The sequence below is a fragment of the Mesorhizobium sp. M0830 genome, from assembly GCF_040319965.1.
Taxonomy (GTDB): Bacteria; Pseudomonadota; Alphaproteobacteria; order Rhizobiales; family Rhizobiaceae; genus Mesorhizobium.
On sequence record NZ_JAMYOR010000091.1, the window covers coordinates 1 to 19137 of the forward strand.

Annotated in this window: 15 protein-coding genes; 8 read left to right on the plus strand and 7 right to left on the minus strand. The window is 63.0% G+C overall.

What is annotated here, in order from left to right; genetic code table 11:
* The 5 genes from NKI20_RS31410 to nhaA all read left to right on the plus strand — a co-directional run.
* On the plus strand, window positions 1–653 hold a 653-nt coding region (locus NKI20_RS31410; RefSeq protein ID WP_352837771.1), incomplete at its 5' end, for a DMT family transporter.
* A 47-nt stretch (window positions 654–700) separates the two neighbouring features.
* On the plus strand, window positions 701–3280 hold the full coding sequence (gene hrpB, locus NKI20_RS31415) for an ATP-dependent helicase HrpB (protein WP_352837773.1): 2580 nt from the start codon (window positions 701–703) through the stop codon (window positions 3278–3280).
* Between the two features lie 31 nt (window positions 3281–3311).
* Window positions 3312–4637: an ActS/PrrB/RegB family redox-sensitive histidine kinase gene (locus NKI20_RS31420; RefSeq protein WP_352603920.1), complete on the plus strand. Its 1326-nt coding sequence runs from the start codon at window positions 3312–3314 to the stop codon at window positions 4635–4637.
* 85 nt (window positions 4638–4722) lie between these two features.
* Entirely contained in the window at window positions 4723–5286 is a 564-nt protein-coding gene (locus NKI20_RS31425; protein WP_111544836.1) for an ActR/PrrA/RegA family redox response regulator transcription factor, read from the plus strand.
* 179 nt (window positions 5287–5465) lie between these two features.
* A complete protein-coding gene (gene nhaA, locus NKI20_RS31430) occupies window positions 5466–6662 on the plus strand; it encodes a Na+/H+ antiporter NhaA (protein WP_352603923.1) in 1197 nt (398 codons plus the stop codon).
* 8 nt (window positions 6663–6670) lie between these two features.
* Here nhaA and NKI20_RS31435 read toward each other — a convergent pair whose 3' ends face one another.
* Together NKI20_RS31435 and cueR are read right to left on the minus strand one after the other, a co-directional pair.
* Complete coding sequence (locus tag NKI20_RS31435) at window positions 6671–7171, minus strand: MmcB family DNA repair protein (RefSeq protein ID WP_352837783.1); 501 nt, start codon at window positions 7169–7171, stop codon at window positions 6671–6673.
* A 1828-nt stretch (window positions 7172–8999) separates the two neighbouring features.
* Window positions 9000–9422 carry a Cu(I)-responsive transcriptional regulator gene (cueR, locus tag NKI20_RS31440; protein WP_352603925.1) on the minus strand — a complete coding sequence of 141 codons (423 nt, stop codon included), beginning with the start codon at window positions 9420–9422 and terminating at the stop codon, window positions 9000–9002.
* 227 nt (window positions 9423–9649) lie between these two features.
* Here cueR and NKI20_RS31445 point away from each other — a divergent pair, with 227 nt between their 5' ends.
* Window positions 9650–10267, plus strand: coding sequence for a L,D-transpeptidase (locus NKI20_RS31445; RefSeq protein WP_352604121.1), 618 nt, complete (start codon window positions 9650–9652; stop codon window positions 10265–10267).
* Between the two features lie 424 nt (window positions 10268–10691).
* Entirely contained in the window at window positions 10692–11693 is a 1002-nt protein-coding gene (locus tag NKI20_RS31450; RefSeq protein WP_352837776.1) for a tetratricopeptide repeat protein, read from the plus strand.
* Window positions 11694–11721: 28 nt separating this feature from the next.
* On the opposite strand, the gene NKI20_RS31455 is transcribed toward NKI20_RS31450, so the two are convergent.
* The 5 genes from NKI20_RS31455 to NKI20_RS31475 form a co-directional block, all read right to left on the minus strand.
* Window positions 11722–12291, minus strand: coding sequence for a NifU family protein (locus tag NKI20_RS31455; protein WP_023762746.1), 570 nt, complete (start codon window positions 12289–12291; stop codon window positions 11722–11724).
* Between the two features lie 181 nt (window positions 12292–12472).
* Complete coding sequence (locus tag NKI20_RS31460; RefSeq protein WP_023762745.1) at window positions 12473–12964, minus strand: universal stress protein; 492 nt, start codon at window positions 12962–12964, stop codon at window positions 12473–12475.
* Between the two features lie 102 nt (window positions 12965–13066).
* The gene (gene trpS, locus NKI20_RS31465) at window positions 13067–14134 is read right to left on the minus strand and encodes a tryptophan--tRNA ligase (protein ID WP_023762744.1); all 1068 of its coding nucleotides are present in this window, start codon (window positions 14132–14134) and stop codon (window positions 13067–13069) included.
* A 117-nt stretch (window positions 14135–14251) separates the two neighbouring features.
* Entirely contained in the window at window positions 14252–15859 is a 1608-nt protein-coding gene (murJ, locus tag NKI20_RS31470) for a murein biosynthesis integral membrane protein MurJ (RefSeq protein WP_352837779.1), read from the minus strand.
* 46 nt (window positions 15860–15905) lie between these two features.
* The gene (locus NKI20_RS31475) at window positions 15906–18707 is read right to left on the minus strand and encodes a [protein-PII] uridylyltransferase (protein ID WP_352837781.1); all 2802 of its coding nucleotides are present in this window, start codon (window positions 18705–18707) and stop codon (window positions 15906–15908) included.
* 202 nt (window positions 18708–18909) lie between these two features.
* Here NKI20_RS31475 and NKI20_RS31480 point away from each other — a divergent pair.
* Window positions 18910–19137 (plus strand): hypothetical protein (locus NKI20_RS31480; protein WP_352837782.1); only part of this gene is annotated, 228 nt, incomplete at its 3' end.

The window sequence follows — 19137 nt, forward strand, 5'->3', positions numbered from 1 at the left end:
TGCTTAGCGTCTATGCCTTCACAACCATTCCGCTGGCGGAGTGCTACGCGCTGATCTTCCTGGCGCCGCTCTGCGTCACCATTCTCTCCATGGCGATTCTCGGGGAGAAGGTTGGCCCGTGGCGCTGGCTGGCGGTGATCGCCGGCTTTGCCGGCGTCATGCTGGTGGTGCGGCCGGGGTTTCGGGAGCTTAACCTTGGCCACCTTGCCGCCTTTGGCGTTGCCTTCCTCGCCGCCACCAGCGTCATCCTGATGCGCTCGCTGGCGCAGCAGGAAAAGCGCACGACGATGCTGGGCGTGCTGGTCGGCTACGGCCTGGCGTTCAACGGCATTGGCGCCGCGGCCACCTCGTTCGCCGTTCCCGACGGAAAGCAGCTGGTGTGGCTGGTGATGGCCGGCGCCTTTACGGCAGGCGGACAATTCCTGCAGCTGCTGGCCATGAAATACGCACCCGCCAACCGGGTCGCGCCGACGCATTATTCGCAGATCGTCTGGGCGGTGATCCTCGGCGCGTCGTTCTTCCAGGAATACCCCGACGGGCTGACGCTGGTCGGCCTGGCGGTCGTCGGTGGAGCCGGCCTGCTGACCATGGTGCGCGAGGAAGCGCGGCTGGGTACCGTGCGCTGGAACCCGTTTTCCCGCACCCGGCTCTGAGCCGGCACCGGTTGCACGGCGACCGTCAGCGCTGATATGCGGACGCGATGACGACAAAGCCCTTGCCCGAGCTTCCTGTTTCCGCCGTGCTGCCGGCGCTGCACGAGGCGCTCGACCATGGCAACAGCGCCGTGCTGGTGGCGCCGCCCGGCGCCGGCAAGACGACATTGGTGCCGCTGGCGCTGCTCGACGCATCCTGGCTGGGCGCCGGCAAGATCGTGTTGCTCGAACCGCGCCGGCTCGCCGCCCGCGCCGCCGCCCGCCGCATGGCCGAATTATTGGGCGAGGAGCCCGGCGCCACCGTCGGCTACGCAATGCGCATGGAGAACCGCACCTCGGCAAGGACCAGGATACTGGTCGTCACCGAGGGCGTCCTCGCGCGCATGATCCTCGACGATCCCGAACTGCCCGGCGTCTCGGCTGTCATTTTCGACGAATTCCACGAGCGTTCGCTCGACGGCGATTTCGGTCTTGCGCTGGCGCTCGACGTGCAGGGGGCGCTGAGGCCGGATCTGCGGCTGCTCGTGATGTCGGCGACGCTCGACGGCGCGCGCGTCGCCAAACTTCTGTCGGGCGCCCCGGTGATCCAGAGCGAGGGTCGCGCCTTTCCTGTCGACATCCGCTATGACGAGCGCGCCGCTGGCATCACCATCGAGGACGCCATGGCCAAGGCGATCCGCGTCGCCCTTGCCGATGAGAGCGGCAGCGTGCTCGCCTTCCTGCCCGGCCAGCGCGAGATCGAACGCACCTCCGAGCGGCTGGCCGGCAGGACCGGTGCCGATACCGATATCGTGCCGCTCTACGGCATGCTCGACGGCAAGGCGCAGGATGCGGCGATCAAGCCAGCGCCTCCAGGCCGCCGCAAGGTGGTGCTGGCGACGTCGATTGCCGAAACCTCGATCACCATCGACGGCGTGCGGGTCGTCATCGATTCCGGCCTGTCGCGACTGCCACGATACGAGCCGGCCAGTGGCCTCACCCGGCTGGAGACCGTGCGCGTCAGCAAGGCCTCCGCCGACCAGCGCGCCGGTCGTGCCGGGCGCACGCAAGCTGGCGTCGCCGTCCGGCTATGGCGGGCCGAGCAGACGGCAGCACTCGCCGCCTTCACGCCGCCCGAAATCCTCGAGGCGGACCTATCCGGCTTGTTGCTCGACTGCGCCGCCTTCGGCGTCGCCGATCCGACAAAGCTCGCCTTTCTCGATCCGCCGCCGGCGCCGGCGCTCAACGAGGCCCGGGCGCTGCTGCGCGCGCTGGATGCCATAGACGAGGCGGGCCGCCTGACGGAAGCGGGCACGGCGATGCGCAAGCTCGCTTTGCCCGTACGGCTGGCACATATGGTCGCCGAGGCAGCGAAGAGCGGCCATGCCTTCGAGGCGGCCATGCTTGCCGTGCTGCTCACCGAACGCGGCCTTGGCGGTGATGGCGCCGACCTGGAACGGCGACTGATGCGCTTTCGCTCGGAACGAACGCCGCGTGCCACCGCCGCACGCCAGCTCGCCGAACGGCTGGCAAGGCAGGCCTTACCCTCCCCCTCGGGGGGAGGGTCGGCGAGCGAGCAGCGCGCAGCGACGCGAGGGAGACGGGGTGGGGTCGCCGATGGCGTGCCCGAACCGACCCCACCCCGATCCGCTACGCGGATCGACCCTCCCCACAAGGGGGAGGGTGGGGCCGGTCCCCTGCTCATCCATGCCTGGCCGGATCGCGTCGCCAAGGCGCGCGGCGAGCGCGGCCGTTTCGTGCTGGCCAATGGCTCGGGCGCCATGCTCGACGCCGCCGATCCGCTGGCGGGCGAGCCGTTTCTGGTCGTCGCCGACCTGCAGGGCAAGGCGCAGAATGCGCGCATCACGGCAGCGGCGGCAATTAGCGAGGACGATGTCCGCGCAGCACTTGCCGGCAGGATCGAAACACGAAGGCAAACGAGCTTCGACCGCGACAAGCGTGCCGTGCGCGTGCGCGAGACCGTGCGCCTCGGCGCGATCACGCTTGCCGAACGCATGCTGCCGCCGCCAACCGGCGCAGATGCCGATCAGGCCATCCTTGATGCGGTGCGCGAGCATGGGCTGTCGCTGCTGACCTGGAGCAAGGAGGCGCAAACGCTGCGCCAGCGGCTATCCTGGCTGCATCGCGGCCTTGGCGCGCCCTGGCCCGATATGGCGGATGCCGCCCTCATCGAGCGCCTCGACGACTGGCTGCTGCCGTTCCTGTCCGGCGGGGCAAATTTTGCCGCCATCGATGCGGGCGTTATCTCGGCCGGACTGGCGACACTCGTGCCGCACGATCTCCAGCGCAAGATCGAAACGCTTGCGCCAACCCATTTCGACGCGCCGTCAGGCAGCCATGTGCCGATCCGCTATGACGGCGAGTGGCCGGTGCTGGCGGTTCGCGTGCAGGAGCTGTTCGGCCTCGATCGCCACCCCGCCATCGCCAATGGCACCGTGCCGCTGACGCTCGAACTCCTGTCGCCGGCGCACCGGCCGATCCAGACGACACGCGACCTGCCCGGCTTCTGGCGCGGCTCCTGGGCCGATGTGCGCGCCGACATGCGCGGCCGCTATCCCAAGCATGTCTGGCCCGAAAATCCGCTGCTCGCCGCCGCCACCGCCCGGGCAAAACCCAGAGGCACCTAGCGCTTGCCGTCCCGCGGCTGTATTTCAGGCCATGACCAACGTTTTGCATTCGCCCGATTTCCAGCAGAGCCAGAGACTGCGCCTCAACACGCTGATCCGTCTGCGTTGGCTTGCGATCGTCGGACAGAGCGTTGCGGTTCTCGTCGTTGCCTATGGCCTGAAGTTTCCGCTGCCGGTCAGCCTGTGCTTTGCGCTGATCGCCTGTTCGGCCTGGATGAACCTGTATCTCGCCTTCCGGTTCCCGGCGGCGCACCGGCTCACCCCACTTGCGGCCTTCGGCATCCTCATCTTCGACAGCCTGCAGCTTGCCGGCCTGCTCTACATGACCGGCGGCCTCACCAACCCGTTCTCGCTGCTGATGACCGTGCCCGTCGTCATTTCGGCGACATCGCTGCCCCTGCGCCTGACCGCTATCCTCGGCGGGCTGGTGATGTCGGCGGCGACCTTGCTGGTCTTTGTCCATCTGCCGCTACCCTGGCATGAGGACGCGCCGCTGGAGATGCCCTTCATTTATGTCGCCGGCATGTGGATGGCGGTGCTGTCCTCGATCGCCTTCACCGCCATATACGCCTTCCGCGTGGCTGCCGAAGCAAGGCTTCTTGCCAATGCGCTCGCCGCCACCGAGCTGGTGCTGCAGCGCGAGCAGCACCTCTCGGCGCTCGACGGGCTGGCCGCCGCGGCCGCGCACGAGCTTGGCACGCCGCTCGCCACCATCGCGCTTGTCACCAAGGAGATGGAAAAGGCGCTCGGCAATGATCCAAAATACGGGGAAGACATGAAGCTGCTTCGCTCGCAGAGCGAGCGCTGCCGCGAAATCCTCAAGCGCCTGACCAGCCTGTCGTCCGAGGGCGAGGCGCATCTTTCGCGGCTGCCTTTGACCTCGCTGGTCGAGGAGGTCACCGCCCCGCATCGCGATTTCGGCATCTCGATCAAGCTTCGGCCTGGGGAGCGCATCGGGCCCGAGCCAGTCGGACGCCGCAATCCGGGTGTCATTTACGGCCTCGGCAATCTGGTCGAGAATGCCGTCGATTTCGCCCGCAAGAGCGTCACCGTAGGCTGGAGCTGGAACGAGGCCACCGTCACCTTCTCGATCATCGATGACGGCCCGGGCTTTCCGGCCGAGATCATCGACCGCATCGGTGAACCCTATATGTCGACGCGCCAGGGCAATGAAGCCGGCGGCGGCCTGGGGCTCGGCCTGTTCATCGCAAAGACGTTGCTCGAACGCTCGGGCGCGACGCTCGATTTCCGCAATTCGAGCGGCCTGGGTGAGGGCGCCGTGGTACAGATTTCGTGGCCGCGTGGTGTGTTCCTCAATCCGGAAATCACTTCGGCCAGCATGTTCGACACCGCCTGAGAGCCTTGAAGGAGCTCTAAAAATTGGACAATGAGGCTCGGGAACTATATCTGCGTAAAATTAAGGCAGCAGGAATTTTGAGACTATGACAGGCGACGAAAATATTGGCGCAATGGTTGAAGGCGAAGACACCTCGCTGCTCATCGTCGATGACGACAAGCCGTTCCTTACGCGTCTGGCCCGCGCCATGGAAACCAGGGGATTCGTCGTCGAGACGGCCGAGAGCGTCGAGGAGGCGGTTGCCAAGGCGCGCGCCAATCCGCCCGCCTACGCCGTGGTGGACATGCGGCTCGGTGACGGCAACGGCCTCGACGTGGTCGCGGCCATCCGCGAAAAGCGCGACGATTCCCGCACCATCATCCTGACCGGCTACGGCAACATCGCCACCGCGGTGACCGCGGTTAAGCTCGGCGCCGTCGATTACCTCTCCAAGCCCGCCGACGCCGACGATATCTTCGCGGCGCTCACCCGCACCGCCGGTGAGCGCGCGGCCCCTCCGGAAAACCCGATGTCGGCCGACCGCGTCCGTTGGGAGCATATCCAGCGCGTCTATGAAATGTGCGAGCGCAACGTCTCGGAGACCGCGCGCCGGCTCAACATGCATCGCCGCACCTTGCAGCGGATACTGGCCAAGCGCGCACCGCGCTAAACCGAGCATCGACATCCTCGGGTCTGCGCCGCGTCGCTACGCTCCTTCCTCCGGGATGACGAAGTGATGGGCGTTTCGGCCACTCTCCGAGGTATGCGATCTGTCAACGTGAACGGGTGTCTTGCGCCCCCAGCGACACTTGCGCATCATTGCCAGTGACGCGGCTTAACGGAGGTGACATGCAGGATTTGAAGCAGCGGCCGGTTTCCGTCCTTCGCGAATTTCTCGACAGCGAGGCGGCCGGCGGCATCATCCTGATGATGGCGGCGGCTCTGGCTCTTATCGTCGCCAATTCGCCGCTCGCCGAAACCTACTTTTCCGCTCTTCATGCCTATCTCGGCCCGCTCAGCGTGTCGCACTGGGTCAATGACGGACTGATGGCGGTTTTCTTCCTGCTCGTCGGGCTGGAGATCAAGCGCGAGATGCTGGATGGCCAGCTCTCCACCTGGCCCCGGCGCGCCTTGCCCGGCATCGCCGCCGCCGGCGGCATGGTGGTTCCGGCGCTCGTCTATGTCGCCATCAACCGCGACAATACGGCGGCGCTGTCAGGCTGGGCGATCCCGACCGCCACCGACATCGCGTTCGCGCTCGGTGTGCTGTCGCTGCTCGGCAGCCGCGTGCCGGCTTCGCTGAAAGTGTTCCTTACAGCACTTGCCATCATCGATGATCTCGGCGCCGTCATCATCATCGCCATCTTCTACACCAGCGGCCTGTCGCTCACCTATCTCGGCGCCGCTTTCGCGGTCATCGCCGCGCTCGTCGTGCTCAACCGCATGCGGGTGATGACGCTGCTGCCCTATCTCGTGCTGGGCGTCGTCCTGTGGGTGCTGGTGCTGAAATCGGGCGTCCATGCGACGCTTGCCGGCGTCGCGCTGGCGCTGACCATTCCGCTCGAACGCTCCGCCGGGATCGGCCACGATCTCGACCATTCGCCGCTGCACCGGCTCGAGCACGGCCTGCACAAATTAGTGCCCTTTGTCGTCATCCCGATCTTCGGCTTTGCCAATGCTGGCGTTTCGCTCGCCGGCCTGAGCTTCGGCGCGCTGATCGAACCGTTGACGCTGGGTGTCGCCGCCGGCCTCGTGGTCGGCAAGCTGGTCGGCGTGTTCGGCTCCTCGGCACTTGCCATCCGGTTCGGGCTTGCCGATCTGCCCGTCAATGCCGGCTGGGCGCACATGATCGGCATCTCGCTGCTGTGCGGCATCGGCTTCACCATGAGCCTGTTCATCGGCCTGCTCGCCTTCGCCAGTGACGTGGCATTGCAGGACGCGGTCAAGGTCGGCATCCTCGCCGGCTCCTTCATCGCCGCCATCCTTGGCGCCGCCGTGCTTTTGATGGCTCCGGCGGTTGATGTAGTGGACGAGGGCGAAGAGTAAGGCGAAACCTACTCGCTCTCATCCTCGATCGCCGGCACCGACACACCGGCAAGCTCCGCCGCCAGCAGCCGTGAAGCGCCGGCCCGCGCGATCCGCAGCATCAGCGCCTTGCGCGTTGCCGCCGCCATGCGGTGCTCGGGCGCATCGCGCATGATCTCGGCGCCGTAGCCGTCGGAAAGGATGAAGCCGCACTCCTCCGGAAAGATCTCCGAGGGCACGCCGGAATGGGTGGCGAAGAAGAAGCGGTCGGAATGCAGCCGGTAGTCGGGCCATTTGCGGTCGACCCTGAAATCCTCGATCGAGGATTTGATCTCGATGATCCAGATGTCGCCCTGCCGCGTAAGTGCGACGAGGTCGGCACGGCGGCCGGTGGCCAGCGACAGCTCAGGCAGCACATGCGCGCCCATCTCCATCAACAGCCGCTGCACGCCGCGCCGCACCAGCATGGCGCGTTCGGACTGGCGACCGTCGATGAGTGGGTTGATTGAGATGGGGGAAATGATCGGCATGGCGGCACCATGCCAGATTCTGTTCACGGTTTGAACCCACTTTCCGGGCAATTACCGATTGACAAGCCCTGCGCAATAGGAATATAATCCTAAAATGGCTTATTGCCAACAGAGAGAAGCAACGTCATGCCCCAAACGCCATGGGAAGTGCTGCTGATGGGCCTGCGTTGGATCGCATCTCTGATGGGTGCCTTGCCATTTGCGAGGAACGGTACAAATGAGCCTGATATCCTGGAGCGCCCCAAAGAAACCGTACCATCCCCTTGCGCGGTTCATATCGGCGCACCCGGATTCGCCAACTCGGCAACAAACCACGGTCGCCAGGAAGTGGCCGGCGCATGCCGGTGGGACGGCATTGCCGAAGCCGCGTCGGCCACTGCGGCGACTTTGGGGGTATGCCGCCTCACCAGACTAGCATCCGGCGACAAGGGCGAGAGCCTTGGTAAAAACCGTACCGTCGAAGTCCGGAAGGCGCTCTCGCTCATCGCCTCGTTTCATTCCATCCGAGGAATGGCGGCCTTGCTTGCCTGCGATCTCGCTTCGGCCTTCAGCAACGCTTCATGCAGGTGCCTGGAACGGTCGCGCCCAGGCGATTTCATATTTGACAGGGCCCGGGCCACCGCGGCGCCTCGTTCGTTTCCCCCTGATGACCGCCGCCAGCAACAGGCGCATAGCCTCTCTAAATTAGCTAGCGCGCATATAAGGAAAAAGTGGTATTTTAAGAGGCAGCCGGAGCTCCCCCATGACACCCCGCTCCGGTCAGGCCCGGTAGCGGTCCACCCAAAGGAAAGGCTGCCGGGCCGCTGTCTTCCATCAACAGCCCGGCAAACGGGGCCAAGACCTGAGATCCACCCACAAAATCTGACAGTCCGGAGATGTCCATTGGACGTGCCTCTGTTGGCCGAGATGTAAGTCGCGTCGACCCTGCCACCAAAGTTAGTGCCGGTCATCAGGATGACAACTCGCCCTCGCGCTCAAATGTATGATCGTTGCCAAAATGGCCGACGCGGATGCCGGTGAGACAACATTGCCTAATCGCGTCGGCCACCTGCGGCGGAATTAGGATTGCCGCCTTTCAAGTTTAGCGCGGCTCAGAAGGTGGGCAATGCGCCTCACGGCTTGGTTATGATCGTACAATCGAGTCCCCATGTGCGAGTCCCCGTCTGCCTTTTTGCAACCAACCCATGGCCCCCTCGTTGAGCCAATGCCGGGCTGATCCCCGGCGCTCCAGAGACTGCCCGCCGCCTTGCAGCGGCGGGCCTTTTGCGCTGATCGGAGTCTAGCCGACAGCGATAGCGCAGGCCCGGCGAATGCGGAGGCCTTCGTGTTTGCCGCGTATCGGTCAGAATCGGATCCAGAAGGATCTGCGGAAACACCTGCGGCGCCAGTAACCGTAACGCCAATAGCGACGGCAAACTCTTCTCCAGACGCGACGACGGCGGCGGTGCCACCTGCGATGCCGCACGAACTCGATGCCGTCAGGACCATCCTGGTCCAGGATATCGTCGGACGGTCGGTCGAGTTCATCGAGAATGCCGGGTCCCGTATTCGGGATGCCGGCTAACGCAGTGGCAGGACGCGCAAGTGCGACCACGGTCGCGGCCCCGGCCATTCCTAGCATTCCAGTCAGAAACAATCGCCGATCCATGCCAACCTCCGTCGTTGATCATTGCGACAAGGATGAAATAGTGCGGTCGATTGACGCGCCCAGATATGGGAGGAAATTGTGCCGATTGAACTGCCGCGCCGGCGGCGACGGGCTTTCTTGGCGCCGGCTTGACAATCCGTGCGCCAAGGCACCGCTCGAGCCTTGTCGACGCGAGCTTGCTTATGCAGGCGCCGGGGCACGCTTGTTGCTGAGCAACGCCGCCCCGGCCATGTCATCGAGGATCGGGCAATCCGGCCTTTCGTCGCCATGGCAGGCGTGGATCAGCTTCTGCAAGGTCGAGCGCATCGACTGCAGTTCGCGCACCTTCTCCTCGATCGCCGTGACATGGGCGGCGGCGATCTCTCGCACGTCGTGGCTGGCGCGGTCGCGGTCCTGGTAGAGCGCCATCAACTGGCGGCAATCATCAATGGAAAAGCCGAGATTGCGCGCACGGCGCAAAAAGGTCAGCCGGTGGATGTCGTCTCCGGAATAGTCGCGGTAGCCGTTGACGGCGCGCGCCGGAGCGATCAGGCCGATCTCTTCATAGTAGCGGATGGTCTTGGCCGGCAGGCCGGAACGGTGGGCGGCGTCACCGACATTCATGACGGTTCTCCTCGATTCCTGATGAAGCCGTGGGCGCGGCCATTGAATTTCCTCCACAATCCTGTGAAGGCTGTTGCCAAAATGCCATAGTGGCACGCTTACCAGCACGTCAACTTCGGCATATAGGCATCGCGCGCTTGGCAAGCAAAGAAAATGCCAGCATGAATGATTGCGAAAAAGCGGCCGACTCGTGCCGCCGAAGTTGGGGCGGGGCACCGGATCACCTGATGCGCATGAAGTCGTTTGCTATCGTCGCCGCACTGGCGCTGTCCACTGCTATCGCCGGTTGCAGCACCATCGGCTCGCAGATTTTTTCCAACGACTATGGCGCGGTCACCGACGCCGGTTACCAGCTGCCGCGCGTCCCGATCGAGAAAGTGCCGTTGAAGTACCATCGGCAGGAAGTGAACTACGACAGCCCGGAAAAGCCGGGCACCATCATCGTCGATACGCAGAACAAGTTCCTCTATTTCGTCGAAGGTGACGGCCGGGCTATTCGCTACGGCATCGGCGTCGGCCGCGAAGGCTTCGAGTGGCATGGCACCGCCCACATTGCGCTCAAGCGCGAATGGCCGACCTGGACGCCGCCGAGGCAGATGATCCAGCGCCAGCCCGAATTGGAAAAGTTTGCCGGCGGCATGGAGCCGGGCCTGAAGAACCCGCTCGGTGCGCGCGCCATGTACCTGTTCAACAAGGGCGGTGATTCGGGCTATCGCCTGCATGGCAGCCCGGAATGGAATTCGATTGGCAAAGCGATGTCGTCGGGCTGCATCCGCCTGATGAACCAGGACATTATCGACCTCTATGACCGCGCCTCGGTCGGCGCCAAGGTCATTGTTCTTTAGACCATGATCCCGAGAAACCGGTACCGGTTCTCGGAAAAATCATGATCAGATAGAGGCAGCTTTCGTACGCGGACCGTCTAGGCAACAACGGACGTCCCAAACAGAAAACCGGGCACTTTGGCCCGGTTTTTTGTTTTTTGCCTGGGACTGCTTCGATGCCCTTTTGAGAGTTCGCCCTGCTGAATCCGTATGGTTTGGTTTTCGAGAACCCGAGCGGAGCGTACGTTTAGTACGTGAGCACCGGAAGCGCAGAAAACCGAGCTAGATGGTCAGCAGGGTAGAACTAGAGCGGTTCAGACATTGATTGAATCCGAGGTGATTCCTGAGAGGGTGATTTTGTGATTTTTCAAGATGCTGGCTGGATCGGAGGCCTTCTTAGAAGTTAACGTCCTGCGAATGTTCGCCCCCGGGGGGAAGGTCAAATATGGATCGCGACGACGCACAAAAGAGAGTTCGGACCTTGACGTCCGGTATGTGGCAATCCCTCATGGACGGAGGAGGCGAAGCTTTTTGGAAGCCCCGCGCGAACGAAGCGCTTGCGCTGTCGATTGTGGCATACGGTCAAGTCTCTCCCGAGACGGCAAAGATCACACACGCCCTTGCCGGTATAGAGGCAAAACTCGGAAATCATGAGGAAGCTGAAGGGCTATTTCAGCAAGCCCGCGAGATTTATGATGTATTGGAAGGGCCTTTGTCCGAAGGCAGCGTCTCCATGAATCTTGGGATGGCCGAGGAAAGATTTCTTCTTGGTCATATCGATGAAGCAATAGGTATTTGCTTTGACCGCCAAAAAGAAATTGAGCGAGTGCTCGCCGACGATCCGATGAAAATCCGTCATCCAGGGTCAAAGATTGATCAAGTTCGTTCAGCTTATATGAGCCTACTAAACTGGCTACTGAAATTTGGAATGACAGATCAAGCAGTAATGCAGGCGGAGACTATTTATGGCTACGACCGAAAGCAAGATTCGCGCAACGATGTCGATCTTTCGAACAGCGCGTGGCGATTGGCGGGAGCGCTGCGGCGCGCCGGACGATTGGAACAAGCGGTTTCTCTTTATCGCGAAGCTATCGCGATTGGAACTGCACCTGGCTTGCCGGAATGGGGCGGCCATAGTGGTCACGTGAGTGACCTTGCCGAATGCCTATTTGAGCTGGGCCATCTAGCAGAAGCTGAAGCACAGATGCGCGTTTCTATAACCCTTTCTGAGGGACGTCCTTTGGCCAATTCTGTTAGGGCCGAAAAATTTGAGTACCTTTCGAAGATTCTCGCAGCCAAAGGTGATCGGAGCGGCGCGCTTTCCGCTCTGCTGGAGGCAAAACAAAATCATGACCAAGTTGAGAAATGGGAACGATTTACTCCTTACTGGATTAAAAGCGACCGCCGCATCCAAGCCCTGATAAGTGCAATGTCAGAAATAAGATAGCGAAGGACGATTTTCCTAGCAATGGGCGTCAAGAAACCTGTTCGACCTGCTGCACTTCCGGCACGAAGTGGCGCAGAAGGTTCTGGATGCCGTGCTTCAGCGTCGCCGTCGACGACGGGCAGCCGGCGCAGGCGCCTTTCATGTGCAGGAACACCGTGCCGTTCTCGAAGCCGCGGAAAGTGATGTCGCCGCCATCCTGGGCAACCGCCGGGCGCACGCGCGTATCGAGCAGTTCCTTGATGGTGATGACCAGTTCCTCGTCAGCCTTGTCGTAGAACTCGCCGGTCAGGCTGGTCTCGGCGGCAGGGCCGGCCTTGGCCATGACAGGCGCACCGGACATGAAATGTTCCATGATGGCGCCGAGGATCGCCGGCTTCAAATGCTGCCAGTCGGGGCCATCCTTGGTCACGGTGATGAAGTCATAGCCGAAGAAAACACCGGTAATGCCGGCAATTTCAAACAGCCGGCCGGCGAGCGGCGAGGCAATTGAGGCGCTCTCGGCATCGCGGAAATCGGCGGTGCCTTCCAGAAGCACTTCCTTGCCGGGCAGGAATTTCAGCGTCGCCGGGTTTGGCGTCGATTCGGTCTGGATGAACATGGCCGTCTCCGTGCCCGTTTCGGGCAGCTAGTTTGGAATAATTCTAAATAGGCCCAATCCGCTGGACATTCAAGCGAAACGCATCGTCGGAACGGCTGGCTGGCGGAATGTTTTTGCGCCCCCGGGAGGTGATCGAAGGTGTGTTGAGGTTCAAGTCAGGCCGCCCTGACATCGATACACCTCAGGCGAGGCTGTCGATCTCTTCATCCGAAAGGTTCTGCGGCACGACCGTCACCGGGATCGGGAAGGCGGCACCCTTGCCGGCCACGGCGCCGACCAGCGGGCCCGGGCCCTCCTTGCCCGCACCGGCGGCCAGCACCAGGATGGCGATGTCCTGGTCTTCCTCGATCAATTTGTGGATCTCTTCCGTCGGCTTGCCTTCGCGCACCACCATCTCCGGCTCGATGCCAAGCTTCTGGCGCACCTTGCTGGCATAGCTGTCGAGTGCCGCGCGCGCCGTGGCGTTCGCCTCCTCGCGCATGATCTTCTCGACGCCCAGCCAGTGCTGGAAATCGTCCGGCTCGATGACGTAGAGCAGCACCAGCGTGCCGCTGGTGCTCTGCGCCCGCTTCGAGGCGTAGGCGACGGCGCGCTCACACTCGGGCGTGTCGTCGATGATCGCCAGGAACTTGCGGCGATGGCCGGCTTCGCGGCTGAGGCGTTTGGAGACCATGTCTGTGTACTCGGTGTTACTGAGGCCGCAATCTGCCACCGCCGCAGACCGGCGGCAAGCCGCCGGCCTAGGGCCAGTATGGTGCAGTGCGACAGCGAGAGATCAGGCCTGCAGCAGCCCGATGATGTCGCGCACGGTCTTCATCGTCGCCTCGGCCAGCACGCCGGCGCGCTCGCCGCCGTCCCTGAGCACCGCGTCGACATAGGTGCGGTCGTCGGAAATGCGGCGCATCTCGCTGGCGATCGGCGCCAGTCTTTCCACCGCAAGGTCTGCCAGTGCCGGCTTGAACACCGAAAACTGCTGGCCGGCGAACTCCTTGAGCACATCGGCCTTGGACATCTCGGCGAGGCCAGCATAGATGCCGACCAGGTTTTCCGCCTCGGGCCGGGCGGCCAAGCCGTCCAGTTCGCTCGGCAACGCTTCCGGGTCGGTCTTGGCCTTGCGGATCTTCTTCGAGATGGCATCGGCATCGTCGGTCAGGTTGATGCGCGACAGGTCCGACGGGTCCGACTTCGACATCTTCTTAGAGCCGTCGCGCAGCGACATGATGCGCGCCGCCGGCCCGCCGATGACCGGCTCGGTCAGCGGGAAATAGCCGTTCACGGTCTCTTCCCCGACCTGCATCTCGACGCCGACGCCAAGACGGGCGATGCGGTCCGAAAAATCGTTGTTGAATTTCTGCGCGATGTCGCGGGTCAGCTCCAGATGCTGCTTCTGGTCCTCACCCACCGGCACATGCGTTGCACGATAGAGCAGAATGTCGGCAGCCATCAGGGAGGGATAGGCAAGCAGGCCGAGTGACGCGTTCTCGCGGTCCTTGCCGGCCTTGTCCTTGAACTGCGTCATGCGGTTCATCCAGCCGATACGCGCCACGCAATTAAAGATCCAGGCAAGCTCCGCATGCTGCATGACCCGCGACTGGTTGAAGACGATGTGCTTCTTGGGGTCGATGCCCGAGGCCAGGAACGCCGCGGTGATCGACCGCGTCTGGTCGGCGAGGTCTTCATAAACGAGTTGGGCGGTCAGCGAATGCAGGTCGACGACGCAATAGATGCAGTCGGAAGTGTCCTGCAGGGCGACGAATTTCTTGATGGCGCCGAGATAGTTGCCGAGATGCAGATTGCCGGTCGGCTGGACGCCGGAAAAGACGAGTGGCTTGAATGCGGTCATGATTTCCTCATGGCTTGTGGAGGGCCGTTTCGCGCGCGGCGAAAGTCTTTCGACGGCGCGCTTATGGACGAGAGCAGCGTTGCGATCAAGACCGGCGTTGCCGACCGGTTGCCCGGTCTATTCGTCCGGTTCGATTCTTGCGGCCAGGGGTGCTCCCTTGGCCTCGCCCCGTTTGACATTGCGACGGATCATGCCGAAATCGGCGCCGCCGGTTGCAAACGCGGTGACGAAGTAGAGCAGTGCCCCGCCGGCAACCAGCGCCAGGAGCGTCGTCGCCTTGACGACCAGCGGCGAACCCGGGCCGAGCCTCACGGCGAACCAGTGCTCGGCAAAATAGAGCGCCGCCCCCATCACCACCGCCGACAGCACCAGCCGCGGAATGCGTTTCATCAGGGGCACGTCGCGGCCCCAATGGCCGCGCCGGATCAAGACGCCGAGCAGCATCATCGCGTTGACCCAGCCGGCGACGGCCGAGGCCACCGCGATGCCGGGAGCGCCCATCCGTGGAAACAGCGTCAGGGCCGTGGTGACGTTTACCGCTACCGAGATGGCGGCAAAGATCATCGGCGTGCGCGTGTCCTCACGGGCGAAGTAGCCCGGTGTGAACGCCTTGATCAGCACGAAGGCTGGCAGGCCGAGGCCGAAGATCGCCAGGATCGCCGCCACCGTCGGCGTCGAGCCGTTGGCGGCAAACGCGCCCCGTTCATAGACCAGCCGCACGATCGGTTCCGACATCACCCAGAGGGCTGCTGCCGCTGGCAGCGTCAGAAACAGCGTGAATTCGACCGAGCGGTTCTGCAGGTTGGCCGCCTCGATCAGATTGCCAGACTTCAGCGCCCGCGACAGTTCGGGCAACAGCACGATCGCGACCGCGACGCCGACCACGCCGAGCGGCAACTGGTAGATGCGGTCGGCATAAGCGAGCGAGGACACCGCGCTGTTCTGCGCCGAGGCGATTGCGGTGCCGATCAGCTGGTTGATCTGGGTGATGCCGCCGGTGATTGCCGCCGGCAGCGCCAGGATCAGCAGCCGCTTGACCGCGGGCGTCATTTTCGGACGGCGGAAGCCGATCGAGATGCCGGCATGGCGCACCGCCACCCAGACGATCGCCAGTTGCACCAGTCCGGCGGCAAGCACGCCCCAGGACAGCCCGTAGCCGACGGTGAGCGCGTCGGAGCCCCTGTACCAGGCATAGGCGAGCACGCCGATCAGGATGATGTTGAGGAACACTGGTGCCACCGCGGCGGCGAAATAGCGGCGCAGCGAATTGAGCATTCCCGCCATCATGGCGCCGAGCGACATGCAGATCAGATAGGGAAACATGATCGTCGCCAGCGTCACCGTGGTGTCGAATTTCCCCGGCGTGCCGGCAAAACCGGGCGCCACCAAATAGCGCACGATCAGCGGCATCGACAGTTCCATGATGATCGTCAGCGCCAGCAGAGCCGTGAACAGGACGCCGAAGACTTCCTCGGAGAAGCGCTTGGCGCCATCGGTACCGTGGGTCTCGATCTCCTTGGCGAACAGCGGCACGAAGGCGGCGTTGAAGGCGCCCTCGGCAAACAGCCGGCGAAAGGTGTTGGGAAACTGGAAAGCGGCATTGAAGGCATCGGCGACCGGCCCGGTGCCGAGCGCTGCGGCCATCAGCATCTCACGGCCGAAGCCGAGCGCACGGCTCATCAGCGTGCCGGAAGCGACCGTTGCGAATTTCTTGACGAGGCTCATGCGTTTGGAGACTGCCTGCAGGATAAGGACAAAGTGATGGTGGCGGTCACTCGGCCGCTGCCTTGGCCTTGCCGCCGCGTTCGGGCACGATGCCTTCGAGCGTTGCCACCAGCCGGTTACGGATGGTGGCGATGCGAGCCGGGCTGTCGATCTTCTGGCCGGTGAGATCGGTGACATAGAAGGTGTCGATGACCTTCTCGCCGAAGGTGGTGATGTGGGCCGATGCGATGTCGAGCGACAGGTCGGAAAGCGTTCCGGTGATCTCCGACAGCAAGCCCGGCCGGTCCAGGCCCTCGACCTCGACGACCGAGAAGCGGTTGGACAGCGTGTTGCGGATTTCGGCGCGCGGCGGGATCTTGAATGCCTTGGAGCCGCGCCGCGGCTTGGTGCGCTTCTCGATCATCTCCGGCAGCCAGCTCTTGCCTGAGAGCACGTCCTCTATCAGCCGTCCGACACGCTCGGCACGCCGGCGCTCGTCCTCGTCACGGTCGAATTCTCGCGAGATCAGGATGGTGTCCAGGGCGCGGCCATCCGACGTCGTGAAGATCTGTGCGTCGACGATGTTGCCGCCGGCTCCGGCGCAAGCCCCTGCGATGACCGAGAGCAGGCGGGGATGGTCCTGCGCCAGCACGGTGATTTCGGTCACGGCCTCGAACTGATGGGTCTTGACCATGGTGGCGAGCTTCTTGCCTGCCACATCAGCCTCGCGGATGAACTCGGCATGGCGCAACTGGTCGGCGAGATCGACGGTCAAAAGGTAGTTCTCGTAGTGTTGGCCGACATAGCGCTTGCGGACCTTGTCCGGCCAATTGGCAAGTGCCTCGGCGAGAAGCTCGCGCGCCGCCGCCGTGCGCTGGGCGCGCGACACTTCCGAAAAGCCGCCGGTCAAAAGCAATTCGGTCTCGTAGTAAAGCGTGCGCAGCAACTGGCCCTTCCAGCCGTTCCAGACACCGGGTCCAACGCCCCTGATGTCGCAGACGGTCAGGATCAAAAGCAGCTTCAGCCGCTCGACCGACTGCACGATCGCGGCGAAATCCTCGATGGTCTTGCGGTCGTTGAGGTCGCGGGTCTGCGCCGTCATCGACATCACCAGATGGTTCTCGACCAGCCAGGCAACGGTTTCGGTATCGGCTGGAGACAGTCCCATATGCGGGCAGATGCGCCGGGCGATCCTGGCACCGACCTCGGAATGATCCTCCGGCCTGCCCTTGGCGATGTCGTGCAGCAGCACGGCGACATAGAGCGCCTCGCGGCTCTTCTTCAGCCCCGGCATCAGCGTGTGCGCGAGGGGATGGACCTTTTCGCCGTCGCCGCGCTCGATCTCGGCCAGCACGCCGATGCAGCGGATCAGGTGCTCGTCCACCGTGTAGTGGTGGTACATCGAGAACTGCATCATGGCGACGATCTTGCCGAAATCCGGGATCAGTCTGCCGAGCAGTCCGGCCTCATTCATGCGCCGCAGATTGAGTTCGGCATTGCGGTCCGAGGTCAGGATGTCGAGGAACAGCCGGTTGGCTTCCTCATCGCGCCGCAGCGACTTGTTGACCAGGCCGAGCGAGCGGGTCAGCAGTTTCAGCGCATCGGGGTGGAATTCAAGGCCGTGCTTGTCGGCAAACCAGAACAACCTCAAAAGATTGACCGGATCGCGTTCGAACACCTGGTCGTCGGCGATGTTGATGCGGTGGTTGTCGACGATGAAATCCGACGTGCCGGCCAGCTTGCGCTTGCGTCGCGAGAAGGTGAGGAAGATACGGTTGAAGCCCGGCACGTGCTTGGCCTGCTCCTCCTCGAGCGCGGCACAGAAGATGCGGGTCAAGTCGCCGACATCCTTGGCGACGAGGAAATAGTGCTTCATGAAGCGCTCGACCGCCGATAGGCCGGGGTGGGTTGTGTAGCCGAGCCGTTCGGCGATCTCGCGCTGGATGTCGAAATGCAGCCTTTCCTCGGCCTTGCCGGTGAGAAAATGCATATGGCAGCGTACCGCCCACAGAAAATCCTCGGCCTTCAGGAACTCCCGGTATTCGCCCTCGGTGAAGACGCCCTTGTCGACCAGTTCCTCGCCGGTACGCACCCGGTAGAAATATTTGCCGATCCAGAACAGCGTCTGCAGGTCGCGCAGGCCGCCCTTGCCGTCCTTGACGTTGGGCTCCACGAGATAGCGGCTTTCACCGGCCTTGGCATGACGGTCGTCACGTTCGGCAAGCTTGGCCTGGACATATTCGGGGCCGGTCGTGCGCACCACCTCATGGTCGAAGCGCAGCATCAGCTCGTCATAGAGTTTTTCCTCGCCCCACAGGAACCGCGCTTCGAGGATCGAGGTGCGGATCGTGATGTCGTTGCGCGACAGCCGCACGCATTCGTCGATATTGCGGGTAGCGTGGCCGACCTTCAGCCCCAGATCCCACAGCATGTAGAGCATGTATTCGACGGTCTGTTCGCCCCATGGCGTCTGCTTGTAGGGCAGCAGGAACAACAGGTCGATGTCGGACCCGGGCGCCAGCGTACCGCGGCCATAGCCGCCGACGGCGACGACGGCCATGCGCTCCGCCGAAGACGGGTTCTTGACCCGGTAGACATGGGTGACGGCGAAATCGTAGAGCGCCCGGATGATCTCGTCCATGAGATGCGACAGCCGCGCCGCGCAGGCGCTGCCGCCGCCGTCGTCCCGCAGCATCCGTTCGGCAATGGCGCGCCCGTCTGCCAGCCGCCCCTTGAGCAGATGGAGCACACCGCTGCGCGCCGCCTGTGCGGAGCCGTCGCCTGCCTTGGCCACGGTCAGCGCGGTCATCTCGCGTCGCAAGGCTTCGCCGTCGATCAGTTCGTCGAGCTTCAGGGAGATTCTTGCCATATGTCCAGGTCGGCCTTGCCTTTTCGGCGGCGTCTATAGCGCGTTTTCGCGGCGCTGGGTATGGGGCAGAAAGACGAGCCCGCTCTCGCTCAAGAGTGCTTGGCATCCACCCGCAACGAGATGAAGAAATTTAACCCCTTGACCTTCCAGTTACTGGAAGCCCTATCTCCGCGTCACCCACCGACCCTTCGAGGCATTTTGCATGACGCATTCCGATCACGATCATCACGCGCATGGCGGCTGCTGTTCGGCAAACCGCGCAACACCTGCCGCACAGGCCGTCGTCCGCGATCCGGTCTGCGGCATGACCGTCGAACCCGGGAGCACCAACAAAAGCCAGCCGACAAAAAAAAACAACAAAAAAAAAAAAAAAAAAAAAAAAAAAAAAAAAAAAAAAAAAAAAAAAAAAAAAAAAAAAAAAAAAAAAAAA